Source organism: Rhizobium sp. CB2179 (assembly GCF_057653455.1).
In genome coordinates this window covers 194228-210336 of record NZ_JBYGKR010000005.1, presented here as the reverse complement: position 1 = coordinate 210336, position 16109 = coordinate 194228, and the positions used below count along the sequence as shown (strand labels likewise).

The 16109-nt window shown below is 61.2% G+C and carries 14 protein-coding genes; all 14 read right to left on the bottom strand.

Annotated elements, in window-relative coordinates; genetic code table 11:
- Positions 1-158: 158 nt before the first annotated feature.
- The 14 genes from tnpC to AC244Q_RS34550 all read right to left on the bottom strand — a co-directional run bounded on the left by tnpC (position 159) and on the right by AC244Q_RS34550 (position 16109).
- Positions 159-1814, bottom strand: a complete 1656-nt coding sequence (gene tnpC, locus AC244Q_RS34615; RefSeq protein ID WP_487764169.1) for an IS66 family transposase — start codon at positions 1812-1814, stop codon at positions 159-161.
- 45 nt (positions 1815-1859) lie between these two features.
- The gene (gene tnpB, locus AC244Q_RS34610) at positions 1860-2207 is read right to left on the bottom strand and encodes an IS66 family insertion sequence element accessory protein TnpB (protein WP_003551791.1); all 348 of its coding nucleotides are present in this window, start codon (positions 2205-2207) and stop codon (positions 1860-1862) included.
- Positions 2204-2614, bottom strand: coding sequence for an IS66-like element accessory protein TnpA (gene tnpA / locus AC244Q_RS34605; protein ID WP_018244910.1), 411 nt, complete (start codon positions 2612-2614; stop codon positions 2204-2206). Before tnpA ends, tnpB begins: the two co-directional genes overlap by 4 nt.
- Positions 2615-3067: 453 nt before the next feature.
- On the bottom strand, positions 3068-3853 hold the full coding sequence (locus AC244Q_RS34600) for an SDR family oxidoreductase (protein ID WP_017997312.1): 786 nt from the start codon (positions 3851-3853) through the stop codon (positions 3068-3070).
- A gap of 46 nt (positions 3854-3899) precedes the next feature.
- Entirely contained in the window at positions 3900-4673 is a 774-nt protein-coding gene (locus AC244Q_RS34595; RefSeq protein ID WP_012760383.1) for an SDR family NAD(P)-dependent oxidoreductase, read from the bottom strand.
- Between the two features lie 10 nt (positions 4674-4683).
- Positions 4684-6018 (bottom strand): dihydroorotase, encoded by a 1335-nt coding sequence (locus tag AC244Q_RS34590; protein ID WP_128407789.1) that lies wholly within the window; start codon positions 6016-6018, stop codon positions 4684-4686.
- 17 nt (positions 6019-6035) lie between these two features.
- Positions 6036-7727, bottom strand: a complete 1692-nt coding sequence (locus AC244Q_RS34585; protein ID WP_012760385.1) for a thiamine pyrophosphate-requiring protein — start codon at positions 7725-7727, stop codon at positions 6036-6038.
- The gene (locus AC244Q_RS34580) at positions 7720-8628 is read right to left on the bottom strand and encodes an allantoinase PuuE (RefSeq protein WP_012760386.1); all 909 of its coding nucleotides are present in this window, start codon (positions 8626-8628) and stop codon (positions 7720-7722) included. Before AC244Q_RS34580 ends, AC244Q_RS34585 begins: the two co-directional genes overlap by 8 nt.
- On the bottom strand, positions 8628-9665 hold the full coding sequence (locus tag AC244Q_RS34575; RefSeq protein WP_128407790.1) for an NAD-dependent epimerase/dehydratase family protein: 1038 nt from the start codon (positions 9663-9665) through the stop codon (positions 8628-8630). The genes AC244Q_RS34580 and AC244Q_RS34575 overlap by 1 nt, the downstream gene beginning before the upstream one ends.
- Positions 9666-9699: 34 nt before the next feature.
- Positions 9700-10461 carry an SDR family NAD(P)-dependent oxidoreductase gene (locus AC244Q_RS34570; RefSeq protein ID WP_128407791.1) on the bottom strand — a complete coding sequence of 254 codons (762 nt, stop codon included), beginning with the start codon at positions 10459-10461 and terminating at the stop codon, positions 9700-9702.
- On the bottom strand, positions 10458-11891 hold the full coding sequence (gene hydA / locus AC244Q_RS34565; RefSeq protein WP_012760389.1) for a dihydropyrimidinase: 1434 nt from the start codon (positions 11889-11891) through the stop codon (positions 10458-10460). Before hydA ends, AC244Q_RS34570 begins: the two co-directional genes overlap by 4 nt.
- Positions 11888-13147 (bottom strand): MFS transporter, encoded by a 1260-nt coding sequence (locus AC244Q_RS34560; RefSeq protein WP_128450272.1) that lies wholly within the window; start codon positions 13145-13147, stop codon positions 11888-11890. The genes hydA and AC244Q_RS34560 overlap by 4 nt, the downstream gene beginning before the upstream one ends.
- Entirely contained in the window at positions 13147-15237 is a 2091-nt protein-coding gene (locus AC244Q_RS34555) for a dipeptide ABC transporter ATP-binding protein (RefSeq protein ID WP_128407788.1), read from the bottom strand. The genes AC244Q_RS34560 and AC244Q_RS34555 overlap by 1 nt, the downstream gene beginning before the upstream one ends.
- A complete protein-coding gene (locus AC244Q_RS34550; protein WP_012760392.1) occupies positions 15234-16109 on the bottom strand; it encodes an ABC transporter permease in 876 nt (291 codons plus the stop codon). The genes AC244Q_RS34555 and AC244Q_RS34550 overlap by 4 nt, the downstream gene beginning before the upstream one ends.

The window sequence follows — 16109 nt, the reverse complement described above, 5'->3', positions numbered from 1 at the left end:
CGCGCGGACGACGTGCTGGGGCCGAGCTCGTACGGCAAACGGGTTGTCGAATCCGTCGGAGACGGGTTTGGCGGCTACACGCCGGACGTCGCCGAGATTGTCGAACTCGAAAAGATGGTGCTGGCACTCGAGCGTATGCATCCGGTGAGGGCCGCAGGTTAGGCTGCTTGAGCGTTAAGTCCCTGTGGTTGCCAATTCCACGGGAGTAATTGCTCCAGCTTACTGATTGGCGTGTCGGCGATGCGGGACAGGACGTCAGCAAGCCAAGCCTGGGGATCGATGTCGTTGAGCTTGGCACTCATGATCAGCGTCACTATCAAGGCAGCACGATCAGCGCCGCGATCCGATCCGGCGAAGAGCCATGACTTCCTTCCAAGTGCAAAACCCCTGAGCGCGCGCTCGGCGGCATTGTTCGTGAGACAAATCCGGCCGTCGTCGAGGAACGACACGAAGCCGTTCCAGCGCTTCAGCATGTAGTCGATCGGCTCTGCGACCGGAGAACTGCGCGACAGTTTTGCCCGCTCGGTTTGAAGCCAGCGGTGCAGTTCGCCGACAAGCGGCAGACTGTGCTTGCGACGGCGCTCCAGGCGTTCCGCTGCGGCAAGCCCGTTGATCTCACGCTCGATGTCGAACAGCGCATCGATCCGTTTGACGGCTTCCAGCGCCATAGGCGAGATCGGCGCGGCGCGGCTGCCGCGTTTGGCATTCGGGGCGATGTCGGCCAGCACGAAGAACTTGCGCCTCGCGTGCGACCAGCAGAGCGCCTGCGTCAGCGGCCCCGGATCGCGGTCTACCTTGAACAGCGGATTGTAGCCGCCATAGGCATCAGCCTGCAGAATGCCGGTGAAGGCCTTCAAGTGGCGCTCGGGATGCTCTTGTCGTCGATCTCGCGAAGCATAGTAGAGAGCCGCCGGCGGCGATTGCCCGCCAAACGGCCGGTCGTCTCGGACATAGGTCCAGATGCGACCCGTATCGGTCTTTCCCTTCGCCAGGATCGGCACTGTGGTGTCGTCGCCATGCAGCCGCTCGGCAGCCAGGACATGCGCTTCCATCAACGAATGGAGTGGCTTCAGCGCCGCGGCGCAAGCGCCGACCTGATCTGCCAGCGTCGACAGGCTGAGGTCGATACCCTCTCGGGCATAGCGCTCGCTCTGGCGGTTCAGCGGTTGATGCTGCGCGAACTTCTCAAACAGGATCATCGCCAGAAGGCTGGGCCCGGCAAAGCCCCGCGGCGTCACATGGAAAGGAGCTGGTGGCTGGGTGATCTTCTCGCATTCGCGGCAGGTGAACTTCTCCCGCACCGTTTGGATCACCTTCCACTGACGCGGGATGACCTCCAGGGTCTCGGTGATGTCTTCGCCCAGCTTCGACAGCTTGCCCGAACCGCAACAAGGGCAGCTCGCCGGGGCCGCGATAACGACACGCTCGCGCGGCAGATGTTCAGGGAATGGTTTCCGTGATGGACGCTTGCGCTCGAAAGCCCTGACCGTCGAGGCTTTGGCCGCAACCTCTGCCGCCAGTTCGTCTTCGCCAGCGTCAGCCTCCAGCTCCTCGAGCTGCAGTTCCATCTGTTCGAGGAGTCGCGCCTTGCGTTCTGACCGGCTGCCGTAAAGTTCGCGGCGAACCTTCTCGATCTCCAGCTTCAACCGCGCGATCAGCGCTTCGGAATGCGACACGAGCGCCTTTGCGCTGGCGGCTTGCGCCTTGGCGGTCGCTGCCTCTGCCTCGGCAGCGATACGCCGGGCACGCTCCTCGGCCAGCAGTGCAAGCGCACTGGCAAGGTCGTCCGGAAGCTCATCAGTCGCGTCGCTCATGGCAGGATGGAATCATATTCGAGTCCGCCATTCCAGTGCTTTTGCTCATCCTGCCGATGTTGGCCGCCAGGTCTTTTGCGGCATCCGCCAGTCTATGCCTTCGAGCAGATAACCGAGCTGGGCCGGTGTGATCACCACCGTGCCGTCAGCGGCTGACGGCCAGATGAAGCGGCCGCGCTCCAGCTTCTTCGTGAATAGACAGGCTCCTTGTCCGTCATGCCAGATCACCTTGATAAGACCTCCACCGCGCCCCCGGAACACGAACAAATGTCCGCACATCGGATCGCGCTTCAGCGTCTCCTGCACCATCAGCGACAGACCGGGGAAGCCTTTGCGCATGTCCGTGTGACCGGTCGCCAGCCAGACCTTCACACCACTCGGAACCGGGATCATCTCCGCCCCAGCACGACATCGAGAATGCGGCCCAGCGCGTCCGTGTCGATGTCGCTGTCTACGCGGATACGACGGTCCCGACCGAGTTCAATCGTCACATCGCTGCGCTTCCGGCGGGACTGCGATGGGGTGGGTGGCCCCGAGGGAATGGGCGAGGCTGGAAGCGCGGCCTCGGACACGACCACCGGCACCAACGTGCTCGCTGTTTCCGTCCTCGGCTCCTCGATTTGACAAAGCTCCTTGCGCCAACGGAAGAGCTGGCTGACATGGATACCGGCCGCACGGGCAATCTCGGAAAGCACTGCACCTGGCTCGAGACAGGCTGCAACGAGCCGCTCTTTATCTTCCTGAGACCAGCGCCGTCGGCGCTCGACAGACGTGATCACTTCAATCTGATGCTTCGTCATAGGACTACTCCTAGTGTTTGCACTAGGACTTCCGATGTTCGTCTCAACCTCGCAAGACGGCCCTCACCGGACGCTTACACTCGAGCGCAAGGACCGAAGGCTGCAGGCGACGCTGTATTTGATCGCGTCACGCAGCTTTTGAAAAAGACGGCCGAGACCCATCGTTTGGCGTCAGAACACTCTTGCTTGAAAAGTGATGCAAATCAGCGCCTGCGCGGCGCATCGTTCGCGACAACAGGCCATCGGAGGAGCGGCCTCTCGCCCGGCGAGCATGCGGCCAATCAAATATGTTAGCCGCGCCTGTCCATTGGAAATTCAATGGCTCCGCCCATGACTGAGAGTTAAAGCCATAGCAAACATCGCTGGTCAACCGATGGCTTCTTCTCGCAGTCAAGGCAGTCGAAATTTCAGTCAAAGGCCTGCTTGTCAACAGAAAGCGAAGGCAGGGCGCAATCACACGCTTGAGATTAGCCCCCCGTCCACCCGGATCACCGATCCGGTCAGATAGGAGGCGCGCCTGCTTGCCATGAACGTGACGACATCGGCATATTCTTGCGGATCACCATAGCGCCCGACTGGGATCGATGCAGTGCTTGCCGCTGAAACCTCCTCGACGGCCTTCCCTTCGCGCTTCGCCTTCTGTTCGTCGAGGAAGGCGATACGCTGTGTGGCGACACGACCTGGCAAGACGACATTGACGGTCACGCCATCACGACCGACCTCGCCCGCCAGTGTTTTAGACCATCCGAGAAGCGACATGCGCAGGGCATTCGACAGGCCAAGATTGGGAATGGGCGCGACGACGCCAGATGATGTCGAGGTGATGATGCGTCCCCACTTCTTTTCACGCATCCTGGGAAGTACGGCATCGGAGATTGCTATGACCGACAGAACCATGCTGTCGAAGTATTTACGCCAGCTCTCGGCACTCTGACCGGAAACGAGCGTCGGCGGCGGGCCGCCGGTGATATTGACAAGAATGTCTACCGAGCCGAGCTGCTCGTCGATGGCGGCGAGATTGGGCTCGATCACGCCGAGTTCGGCAAGGTCCCATTGAAGCGCCATCGCTAAGCCGCCAGCCGTGCGGATATCGGCAACCGTTTTATCCGCTGCTTCCCTGTCGATATCTGCAACCGCGATCCGCGCGCCTTCGACGGCGAGCGTTTTAGCAATTGCCCCGCCAAGCCCGCCGCCGGCGCCCAATACCAGGGCAGTCTTGCCTTTCAATCCGAGATCCATGGTCCGTTTCCTTTCCGTTATTGGCGATCTTCATACGCTGTGATCATCAGCCCGCCATCCAGCCGCCATCGACCATCAGGTTAACGCCGGTCATGTAGCTCGCCATGTCGCTGGCGAGGAAAAGCGCGGCACTCGCGACATCGTGTGGCTCGCCGAGCCGCGGCCAAGGGGTGCGACGGCGCGAATAATCGAGAGCGTCGGGATCGTTGGCGACACCCGGTTTGCCGGTGACGATCTTGCCGGGGGCAATCGCATTGCAAACGATACCTGTCGCAGCATGGTCGACGGCAATTTGCCGGGTCATTTGTACGACTGCACCCTTGCTGACGCCGTATGGGAAATCACCAGGGCAAGCGACCATGCCGTGCTGCGATGAAATGTTGATGATGCGGCCACGCGTTTCACCGGTCGGCTCCTGCGCCAGAAATTGCTGCGCGGCTCGCTTGCAGCAATAAAAGAACCCGGTGACATTGACGGCGATCACCCTATCCCATTGTTGGGGCGAGGTTTCAAGGAGATTGGTCGAGGTATAGATCGCGGCATTGTTGACCATGATGTCGAGCCGACCGAACTCTTTCACCGTTTGTGAGACCAGCCCATCGACGTCAGCCCAGTTGGAGATGTCGGTCCTTACGAACATGCCCTCTCCGCCTGCCGCAACGATGCAGGAAAGGGTCGTTTCACCCCCCTCGATCGGAGCCTCGCAGACGTCGGCGATCACGACGACCGCGCCCTCTTCGGCGTAGCGAAGTGCGATCGCCCGGCCGAGGCCGGAGCTCGCGCCGGTGACAATGGCAATTTTCCTGTCGAGCAAAGGCATCGGCATTCCTTTATGCAGTCCTGCGGACGACTTGGCCGCGACGGGGATTAATAAGCGTTCCGTCTTTGACGATGCGTGCGCCGCGCAGGAAGACGTCGGTCAACCGGCCGGCCGTGCGCCTGCCGTGAAATGGTGAATAGGCGGCACGGGAGGCCTGCTCGGTATTGGTGATGACAGTCGGTCGGTCCATATCGACAATTAGAATGTCGGCATCGCTGCCGACGGCAATCGAGCCTTTCGAACGTCCAAGTCCGAAGCGATGAGCGGGATTGTAGGCGCAGATCCGCACGAGATCCGAAAGCCCTATTACCTTCTCCGCCACAAGGTCCAGCATCACCGAGAGCAATGTCTGAAGACCCGGCATCCCGCCGGGAATATCTGCGAAAGATCCATAGACTGCCGACTTTTCGGCCGGGGTGTGCGGCGCATGATCCGTCGCCATGATTGTGATCAGGCCCTCAGAGACCGCTCGGCGCAAGGCCGCGACATCGTCGCGACCGCGAAACGGAGGCGATCCTTTCAGCCGGGCACCTTCCGTCTCGTAGTCGTCGGATGTGAAGAACAGGTTCTGCGGTGTCGTTTCCACGGTGACATCAGCCATGCTCCGAAGACGGCTCCAGGTCTCGGCGCCGAGCCTCGAATTAATTTGACGCACATGCACGCGCGCGCCGGTCTCAGCCGCCGCCAGTACCGCGCGTGCAATACCGCCGGCTTCGGCGAGCGGCGGTCTGCTGGCCAAAAATGCCGGAACGCCAACACTGCGCTCCCGCACGCCGGCTCCCTCGAGGATCGACTGGTCGCCGGGGGAAACGCCTATCACCGCGCCGGTACCCGCCAGCCGGCGCAGCGTCTCAGTGACAGCATCCAGACTATCGAACCGATAGTTGACGGGTACGTCAGCCGTGAACAGTTCAAGAGAGACCGGCGACAAAGCAAGCAGGGCCTCCAGGCTGTCATAACTCTTTGAAACCACGGCCTGAAAGCCGACGTCGACATGAATTCTGCCCGCCGCGCTCGCCATCTTATCCGACAATTGCTGCGCAGTCGCCGTCCAGGGATCGTCCGTCGGCATGTCGAGAATGGTCGTCACGCCGCCGAGCGCCGCTGCGTGTGTGCCGCTTTCGAAATCCTCCTTCTGCGTCATTCCCGGTTCGCGCAGATGAACATGCGCATCGACCAGGCCGGGCAGCACCTTTTTGCCGCTCGCATTGACGAAGCCGCGCGCCATGGCGGGCTCGCCAGGCGCTAGGACGGCCGCGACGCTTCCGTCGAGAATGCCGATATCCGCAGGAAGTTGACCGCTTGCGTTGACGACCATGCCGCCGGTGATCAGCGTGTCGAACATAGTCGCCCTCGCCTCCCCTACCATAGACCCGCGAGCCGCGGCTCTTCGTGCGTGACGACCTCGATAAGCGCCGCCTGCCCGGCCTTGACCTTGTCGAGGGCACGCAGCAACGCGGGGCGCAGCATTTCCGGATCCACGACGCATTCCGCGTAACCACCGAGAGCTTCCGCGATCGGTGCGTAACTGCCTGTTACCCGATTCGCGCCGTATTTCGTGGTGGCGATCGGCATGCTTTTCGCGTAGCCGCCGAGCACGTTGTTGCGCAGCACGATGGTCAAGACAGGCAGATTGCAGCGGACCGCAGTTTCGAAGTCGATGCCGACCATTCCGAACGCGGACTCTCCCATCAGATTGACGACGGTCGCATCGGGGCGAGCAAGCCTGGCCCCCATCGCAAAGCCTAGGCCGCTTCCGAGTTGGGTGGTCTTTCCCCAACCGATGTAGCCGCCGGGTGTGCTTGCCACATAAAATGGGCAGAACTGGTCGCGCGGATTGCCGGCGTCGTGTGTGACGATCGAGGTCTTCGGATCGATCGCCTGCATGATCTCCCAGACGACACGGTAAGGTGAGATCGGCGTGCTGTCCGACGTCAGGAGCGGCATCCATTTTTCCATGAAAGCCGCGCGAACGGCAGCGATTTCCGCCGCCGGCTGCTGACGTTCGCCGAGAGGCAGGTGATCGCGACGGATCAGTGCGATCATCTGTTTCAGGACCGAGGCGGCATCTGCGACCACACCCTGGGCGATCGCATAGTCCTTGCCGAGATCCGCATCGTCGAGCGTGACATGAAGGATGGTTTTATCTTCGGGGATCGGCAGGATGTAGTAGGAGCGCGTCAGGCTGCTGCCGAGCGCGAACACCACGTCGGCCTTTGCTAGAAAATGGTCGACGGTCGCGGGTCGGGCACGCCCGGCTGTTCCGAGAGCAAGCGGATGGTCTTCGGGAAAAGCGCTCTTGCCGTTCGGCGTCGTCATGACGGGAATGTTCAAGAGTTCGGCAAGCTCGATCAGTTCCGGCGTCGCCGAGGCTGACAGCACTCCCTGCCCCGCGAGAATAACGGGATTTTTGGCGGCCAGCAGGCTCTTGGCCAGATCGACCACCTCACGATCACCGGCCTGCGGTACGCTGCGGCGCGGTCGGCGATGATCCGCCGGCAGAGCATCAAGCCTTTCAGCCAGCAGATCGACAGGCAATTCGAGCAGGACCGGCGCCGGCGACCCATTCCTGACACGCGATATCGCCGCATGCATGAGCTTGGGCAGATCATCGACCTGCGTTGCCGCCTCGCACCATTTGGTAATGTGCCGAAAGTTGCGGCGGGATTCGAAATTCGGGGCGATGGCTTCTGATCCGCGCGGGTAGCCGGTCGGCAAGAACAGCATCGGTACGCGGTCGTTGAAAGCCTGGGCAATGCCGGCAAATGCACTTTCGGCTCCCGGGCCATATTGCACAGTGACAACGGCAAGCTCCCTGCCGGCCGTCGCCCGGGCATAGCCCTCTGCGATATTGACGGCGACACGCTGCGTCCGCGCAATGAGCGGCGGAATGTCAAGCGCCGCTGAGGCATCGAAAAGCTCGCTTGCTGGAAAGCCAATGATCTGCTTGACGCCTTCCTCCTTCAGGACCCCTGCAACATATTCGGCGCCGCTCATCGTTTTCGCCTCGGCGGGCAAATGGTCATTCGGCAGTGCATGCGTGCCGTCAGCCATGATGATCGATCCAGTAACGGGCAATATCTTGGCGCCGCATGAAGGCCGCACCTGGCGTTTTCTTGACGTGCTCGATCACGTCACGCAGACCCGAGGCGCGATTAGGCTGGCCCATCCAGCGGGCATGCACGCCGATCGTCAGCATACGCCCGCCTGTCTCGTCGGCTTCGCCGATCATGTAGTCGATCGCCGATCGGCAATCCTCGGCAAAATCGCGCGGATTGCTGTAGCCGGGCGCGATCAGATAGCGGCTGTCGTTCAGCGTCTTCGAATAGGGCACGACGAGAAGCTTCGTACCCTCGTGATCGAGGAAATACGGAAGATCGTCGTTGCAGGGGTCCGAGTAATAGAGGAAGCCGCCTTCCCTGACGATCAGGTCACGGGTGTTGACGCTTGGAAAGGATCGGCAATTCCAACCCATCGGCCTTGTGCCGGTCAATTTCTCATAAAGGGCCAGTGCTTCGTGAAGCTGCCGCTCCTCCTCATCGCGCGGCATGCCGGAATATTCGCTCCAGCGCAGCCCGTGGCCGAGCAGATCGTGGCCGCGGGCACTCATCCAATCGACGACAGCCGGGTTCTTCTCCAGCGCAACGGCGCAGGCCGAGATCGTTACCGGAATATCGTAACGGTCGAACATGCGAGCCAGGCGCCAGACGCCTGCGCGACTGCCGTATTCGAAATGGGTCTCGGTGCCGAGGTCGCGCAGCGGCGGGCTGTTGGGAATATTGTACTCGCCCCAATTATCGTTTCGTCCGTCCTCGAGCCAGGAATACTCCGCGCCCTCCTCGTAGTTCAGCACGAGGTTGATCGCCAGCTTGACCCCGCCTGGCCAGGAGATGACCGGGGGGTTCGGGCCATAGCCGACAAAATCGCGCAATTGATCTTTTGCACCAGCGCTCATCACTTTCCCTCGCTCTGATTTTCGTTCTCGACGATCCAATCCATGTAGTCGTGGAACGACTGCCTGGCGCTGCGTGGCTGCCAGCCCGTGTCTCGCGCGATCCGGGCGATGTCGTAGGCTCCCCACATGCCGTCCTTCAGTGAAAGGTCCTGGATGACGTTGGCGGTTTCCGCAGGGCTCACTTCGACCTGCAGGGAAGGCGCGCGCTCCTTTGCCCAGCCGATGATGTCGCCGATGGTCGAAGTCCCGCCACTTCCGATATTGTAGTGCCGATAACGCAGGCGCTCTGCGAGAAGCAGCGCGATGATTGCGCCGGCCACATCCGTCGAAGTGACATAGTCGCCAACAGGTTCCAGGCTATTCGGCCGCACGGTCTCCCCTGCAAGCGCCATATGGGCGACGCGGTTCGGAACATGCCGGAAATTACGGCTGCCGGTGACCCGATCCATCGGCCCATAAACCGATGCAAGCCGGACGGAGGCCGCCGACAGGCCGAAAAGATCAGCGTAGCGGTTGACCACCATCTCCGCTGCAAATTTGGAGATGCCATAGAGTGTCAGCGGTGCAACATAGCCGTCTTCGGGAAGCGGTTCGCCCGTCCAGTCCGGCCCGTGATGACGGTAGACCGAGCCCGAACTGACGAAGACGAGGCGTTGAAAGCCCGGACGCTTTCTCAGCCATTCGAGAATGTGCACGGTGCCCATGAAATTGATATCGACGATCCTGGCGGGATCTTCGGCTTCGGGTTGGCGCTTTGCCTCGGCGGCACTGCCGCGCGAGATGGGGGTGACGGTGGCGCCGTGGACCACGTAGCGGATATCGTGGTCGTCGAGTGTCGCTTCCCATTGGGCGGGCTCGCAAATGTCGGCCGTGATCACGGTCAGTCGATCGCGGACCGGCGCAAAATAGCGCTCCGCCATCGCATCAAGGCCGGCGCGATCGAGAATGACGACACGCGCCTTGGCATCGCGTTCGAGCCATTCCCGCGCAAGGACGCTCATGACGAAGCCGGTTCCCCCGGTGACAAGAAGGGTCATTTCAAATCCATCCAAAAGATCTTCAACGCAGGTATCAGCGGGTAACGTAGCCGCCGTCGGCCAGGAGGTCAGTTCCGGTGACGAACGATGCATCCGACGACAAGAGGAAGGCGGCGGCGGCAGCGATTTCATCAGGCTTGGCGATACGGCCGAGCAAATGCGCAGGCCCGAGCCCGGCATTGGCCGCCTCGAGGTCCGGCCACCGCTGCAGCAATCTCGGCGTCGCCACGGCACCAGGCGACAGGCTGTTGACGCGGATACCATCGCCGGCGTGATCGACCGCCATGGCCCTGGCGAGATGCACGAGCCCGGCCTTTGCCGCGCAATAGGCGACGGCCTTGCCGGTCGCCACATGCGCGAACTGCGATGCGATGAAGACGACGGATCCGCCGCCGCCTTCGATCATCGCCGGAAGCGCGTGCTTGCCGACTAGAAAGGCACCCGTCAGGATGACATCAATTTCCAGTCGCCATTGCTTTTCAGCAAGATCGATGACCGTGCCGTCCATCGAAGGTGCCGCGGCATTGTGCACAAGACCGTCGAGTCGACCGAAATGTCTGGTACCGGTCCCTACCGCGCGACCGACCGAAATATTGTCGGTCACATCGCACTGGATGCCGAAAGCACGGGGGCCAAGGGATTGCGCGAGCGCCAAGACGCCCTCCGGCGATTGATCCGCACAGATCACCGAAGCGCTTTCATCGATGCAGCGGCGCGCAAGTGCCGCGCCGATACCGCTCGCAGCGCCCGTCAGAAAGACCACCTTGCCGTCAAGACGTGACATCGATGCGGTCATGATGCGAGGACCTTCGAAAGACCTTGCTGCGGTGGGAAAGGTCGCTGTCGGGCAATGAACTGGCCGCGCCCGGGCTCGGCCATGATTCTTCCGTCGTCCCAGACGATATCGCCCCGCGAGATCGTCATGATGGGCCAGCCCTTGACGACCTGTCCTTCATAAGGCGTGTAGTCAGTCGCGTGATGCAGGAGCGAATTGGTGATCGTCATGCTGCGATCCGGATCCCAAATCGCGATATCGGCGTCTGCGCCTACGGCAATCCTGCCCTTGCGCGGATGAAGACCGAACAGCCGCGCCGGGGCGCCGGCGGTCAGGTCAGCGAATTTCTGCAGCGAGATCAGGCCGCCGTTCACGCCAGCAGAAAAGAGCAAGGCGAGCCGTGTCTCGATACCGGGAATACCGTTAGGAATACGGTGGAACGGTGTCCCCGGCCCGCCCGCTATCTTATCCGCATAGTGCCACGGCGAATGGTCCGAAGAAAAAACCTCCAGCGTGCCGTCCAGGATACCGGCCCAGATTGCAGGCTGGTTCGACTTGTCGCGTGGCGGCGGCGTGCAGACGCATTTGGAGCCTGAGAGATCATGGGTGTCGATATCCTCGGCCGAAAGGAAAAGATATTGGGGGCAGGTTTCGGCGTAGATCGGAAGCCCCCGCGCCTTGGCGCGGCGGATTTCTTCGACGGCGCCGCCCGCAGCGACATGGCTGACGAGAATCGGCGTCTCGATCAGCTCCGAAAGGCTGATCGCCCGGAAGGTCGCTTCACGGTCGCCGATCGCCGAATGCGCCTTTTCGTGATAGCGCAGCTCAGTCTTGCGCGAGGCGATGAACTTTTCGGTCAACCAGCGAATGCAGGCATCGTTTTCCGCGTGAACCATGACCATCGCGCCTTGAGCACGCGCAAGGTCGAGCACATTCAACACCTCATAATCGTCGAGCTTCAGCCCGTCATAGGTCAGGTAGATCTTGATCGAAGTGCAGCCCTCGGCAATCAGCTGAGGGATCTCGTCGCGCAACACTTCGGCTGATGGATCGCCGACGATCAGGTGAAAACCATAGTCGATACGCGCTTTCGAACGGGCGCGCTCGTGATAATCCTCGACGATGTCGCGTAGCGACTGGCCACGCATCTGCATGGCGAAAGGCACGACAGTTGTCGTGCCGCCGCACATCGCCGACAGCGTGCCGGTGTTGAAATCGTCCGCTGTCGCCTTCCCTTCCCAGGGCTGCTGATCCATGTGGCAATGGCTATCGACGCCGCCGGGCAGCACGATGCGCCCCTCAGCCACGACTTCATGTTTCCCCTCGGGCAGATCCGGCCCGAGCGCCGCAATCGCGCCGTCGCGAACGCCGATATCGATCTGTCTGGTCGCATCCGGCAGTACCACACGGCCACGACGGATCACGAGGTCATAAGGCTTGGCGGGCGTCATTCGCTTCCTCCCGAAACAAGGCAAGGTTTGGTGGCGCCGATCGGACGGCGAAAGAGATTGAAGCAGGCAGCGACAGCAACCAGGAACGCGCCGCTCCCGAGCAGAAGGAAGAGTGCCTGCGGTGCAAACAGCTCCATCAGCTGGGCGGCGAGCCCAGGTGTCATGATGTTGCCGATCGAATAAAGGAGCAGCAGGCTACCCGATGCCGAGACCATATGGCGGCTATCGAGCTGTGAGTTAGCGTAAGCGATACCGACCGGATAGATCGTCAGCGCAATTGCGCCATAGGCGAAAAACAGACCGTAGAGAAGCATCTGCGGATAGCTTCCGGGCCAGGCGATTGCTGCGCACAGTCCTGCTCCCGCCAATCCCTGAACGAGAAGTAGAACGCGCCGGTCCATACGATCCGACAACCATCCGACCGGGGCCTGAGCGAGCATGCCGCCCAGGCTGAAAGCGGTTACCAGTGTCACCGCCACCGCCGCGTCGAGGTGCACCCGCTCCGCATAGATCGGCGTCATCGTATAGACATTCATATTCGTCATGCCCGCTTGAAAGACGCAGACGACAGCCACCGGTGCGAGAGCGACGAGCCGCCAGATGCCATAGCGATGCCCGGAGTGGGCGTTGCCGGCCTCGACCGCTACTGCCAGCGGCAGGCGCAAGGTGGGCCAGAGTCCACCGATAAAGCGGGCGTAGATCAGTCCAAGAAGGATGACGCCGAGCACGATCTGAAAGAGATGGGGAGAGTCCGCTCCGGCCGCTTCGACAAGCAATTGCGCAAACAGGGTCGCCAGCGACGTCATCAGCATATAGAGCGAGAAATAAGCTCCGCGGTTCTTCTGGTCAGCGTAGAGATTGATCCAGCTTTCGGACACGACGAACAGCGTTGCGATGGAAAAACCGTTTATCAGACGCAGGCAGAACCAGACCGGAGCGGCTTGCGTCAGCATGTAGCCGCAGGCGCCGAAAGCAGCGAGCAATGCGACGGCCAGGAAAGCCCGCTCGTGTCCCAAGCGGACGACCATGACACGAGCTGAGAGGCAGCCGGCAAGGAAGCCTACGGGAAACGCCGTCAGCAACAACTGGACGATGTGGGGATCGATTGCGGGGTCACTGAGGTGCAGGGAAACCGTGGTCGTCAGAAGAGAATTGCCAGTCGCGACGATGCAGATGCTCGCCATGACATGCAGGATTGCACGAAGCCCTGCGGCTTTCCGCCAGAATTCACCAATCCGATCGGGATCGCGCATCATTATGCCTTTTCGGCGAAAGCAAGGACGGAAGGCCGGGCGGCCAGATCTGCCTGATCGATGTGGCAGAGAATCTCGTGCGTATCGGACATCTTGCGCAGTGGGGGCGGAGCGGTGTCGCAGATGCTGCCGAGCTTGCGATGGCACCGCGTCGCAAAACGGCAGCCGGCGGGTACGTTGACCGCGCTCGGTGTTTCGCCGGACAGGCGAATACGCTCGCGCGGCGCTTCATCCGGGTGCGGGCTGCGGATCGCTGAGAGAAGTGCTTCGGTATAGGGATGCGCACCCTCACTGAAGACTTCCTCGACGGTCCCCTGCTCCATGATCTTGCCGAGATACATGACCACAACCTTGTCTGCTACGTGACGAACCAGCGCCAGGTCGTGGCTGATGAACAGCATCGTGGCATGCTTTTCCCGTTGAATATCGAGAAGAAGCGTCACGACCGCGGCCTGCACCGAAACGTCGAGTGCCGAGACAGGTTCGTCAGCGACGATGAGCGAAGGTTCCGCCGCAAACGCGCGTGCGATGGCGATACGCTGCTTCTGACCGCCGGACAGCTGGTTCGGCTTTCTGTCCGCGACGGCTGGAGATAGACGCACCATTTCCAGGAGCTCGCGGACGCGCTGTTCGATCTCCGCCTTTCCCTTGCGGATACCGAATTTCTTGATCGAACGACGAATGGAAAAAGCGGCCGAATGCGAGGGATTGAGCGTACTATCCGGATTTTGAAAGATCATCTGGATCTGTTGCAACAGCGCGCGTGGACGTTCGCTGGCCTGCAGTTCGGCGATATTCTCGCCAGCCATGCGGATTTCGCCCGACGTCGCCTTGTCGAGACCCGTCACGATGCGCGCCAGCGTGGATTTTCCGCAGCCGGACTCGCCGACCAGCGCCACGATCTCGGCTGTTGCCGCTTCGAAACTGACCGCTTCGTTTGCCTTGACGGTCTTCCGGCGGCCGACGGGGTAGAGACGGTTCACATCAGACAATGTTATCGCCGTCGATCTTGCAATCATCTGTGTCTCGACCGGAGCAACCGTCGCTTCTCCTGCCGAAATTTCGGGCCAGCGGACGCAGCGCACCAGATGCTCTTCCGCCGCCGGCTCCAGAGCAAGGTCCGGACGGTCGCAGAGGCCGGAGACAAAACTCGAACAGCGCGGCCCGAACAGACAGCCCTGCGGCCGTTCCTGCGGCAGCGGGATCGAACCCGGGATGGCAGCGAGCGTGCGGCTGCGCTTATCGCCGGTAATGTCGGGAATGCAATCGATAAGGCCGCGCGTATACGGATGTTTCGGCCGGCGGAATACTTCTGATGTCGTTCCCTCTTCTACCATCTCGCCGGAATACATGATGCCGAGACGATCGCAGCTTTCCGCGATCAAACCGAGATTGTGCGAGATGAACAGCAGGCTGGTCGAATAGCGTTGGCGCAATTCTTCGATCAGATCGATGACCGCAGCCTCGACAGTCACATCGAGGCCGGTCGTTGGTTCGTCGAGCAGCAGAAGGGATGGCTCAGCAAGCAATGCCATGGCGATGACCACGCGCTGTTGCTGGCCACCGGAGAGCTGATGCGGATATCGCTTCATCATGTCACCAGGGTCCGGCAAGCGGACGTCGGCAAGCATCGCTTCCGCCATGGCCATCGCGTCTTTCTTGCTGGCGCCCATGTGAAGCAGGGGGACTTCGGCAAGCTGCGCACCGATCGTCTTCACCGGATTGAGCGCACTCATCGGATCCTGGTAGACCATCGCAATCTGCCGCCCGCGGATGGAACGCAGTTCCTTGGGGGCGGCATCGACCAGTTGCTTGCCGTTGAAGCGGATGCTGCCGCCGGCAACAACGCCGGTCGCGCCGAGATAACCCATGATCGCCATAGCCGTCGTGCTCTTGCCGCAGCCCGATTCACCCACGAGACCGTAGCTTTCGCCGGGCATAACCTTGAACGAGAGATCGGGGATCGCAACCACCGTTTCGCTCTTGCCGCGAAACTCGATGCGCAGGTTTCGAATGTCGAGAAGGGGTTCGCGATCGATCATTGGCGTGATGGACATGGCCGCTCCTTGAAGACTGGACGCGATGATGTTCATGGTTTCCATGCCTCCCGCATGCCGTCGGCGAGCAGGTTGAAGCCGAGGACCAGACTGACGAGCGCGGCAGACGGGATAAGCGACATGTGTGGCCAGACGTTCAGTACAGTGACACTTTCCTTGACCATGCCACCCCAGTCCGGGTTCGGTGGCGGCAAACCGAGGCCGAGGAAACCGAGGATGCCGATGGTGATGATCGTGTAGCCGATGCGCAGACAGGCATCGACGATCAGGAGGCTGCGGCAGTTCGGCAGCAGTTCGACGATCATGATGTAGAGCGTGCTTTCCGCACGCAGCTTTGCTGCCGCGACATATTCCTGCTGCTTCAGACCCAGCACTAGGCCGCGCGTTATGCGACCGATACCCGGCGCCGAGGCGATCATCGTCGCAATGACGATGTTCAGGACCGACGGTCCGATATTGGCGATCAGGATGACGTAGATAACGAGAACCGGAAATGCCAGTATGATGTCCGAGAAGCGGCTGATCAACACGTCGACCCAGCCCCCATAATAGCCTGCAATCATCCCCATCGTGATGCCGACGATCATGGCAACCGCCACCGACAGCGGCGCAACGGAGAGCACTGTGCGGGCGCCGAAGATCAACCGTGACAGCATATCACGACCGAGAATATCGGTTCCCAGCCAGTGGGCAGCGGAAGGATAGGGGTTGCTCATCGCCATGACATCGGAATCAGTCGGCGACGGTAGCGGCAGGACGGGCGCAAGAAGGGCTGCAAGCACCCAGAAGAGAACAAGGCACAACCCGACGACGGCCGTGCGCGAATGAAGGATGCGCATCCAGTTGGGCCTTGCAGCACGCTTTGGCGGTGCGGCGATCACTCCACTGATATTGCCTCGAACAGCCAT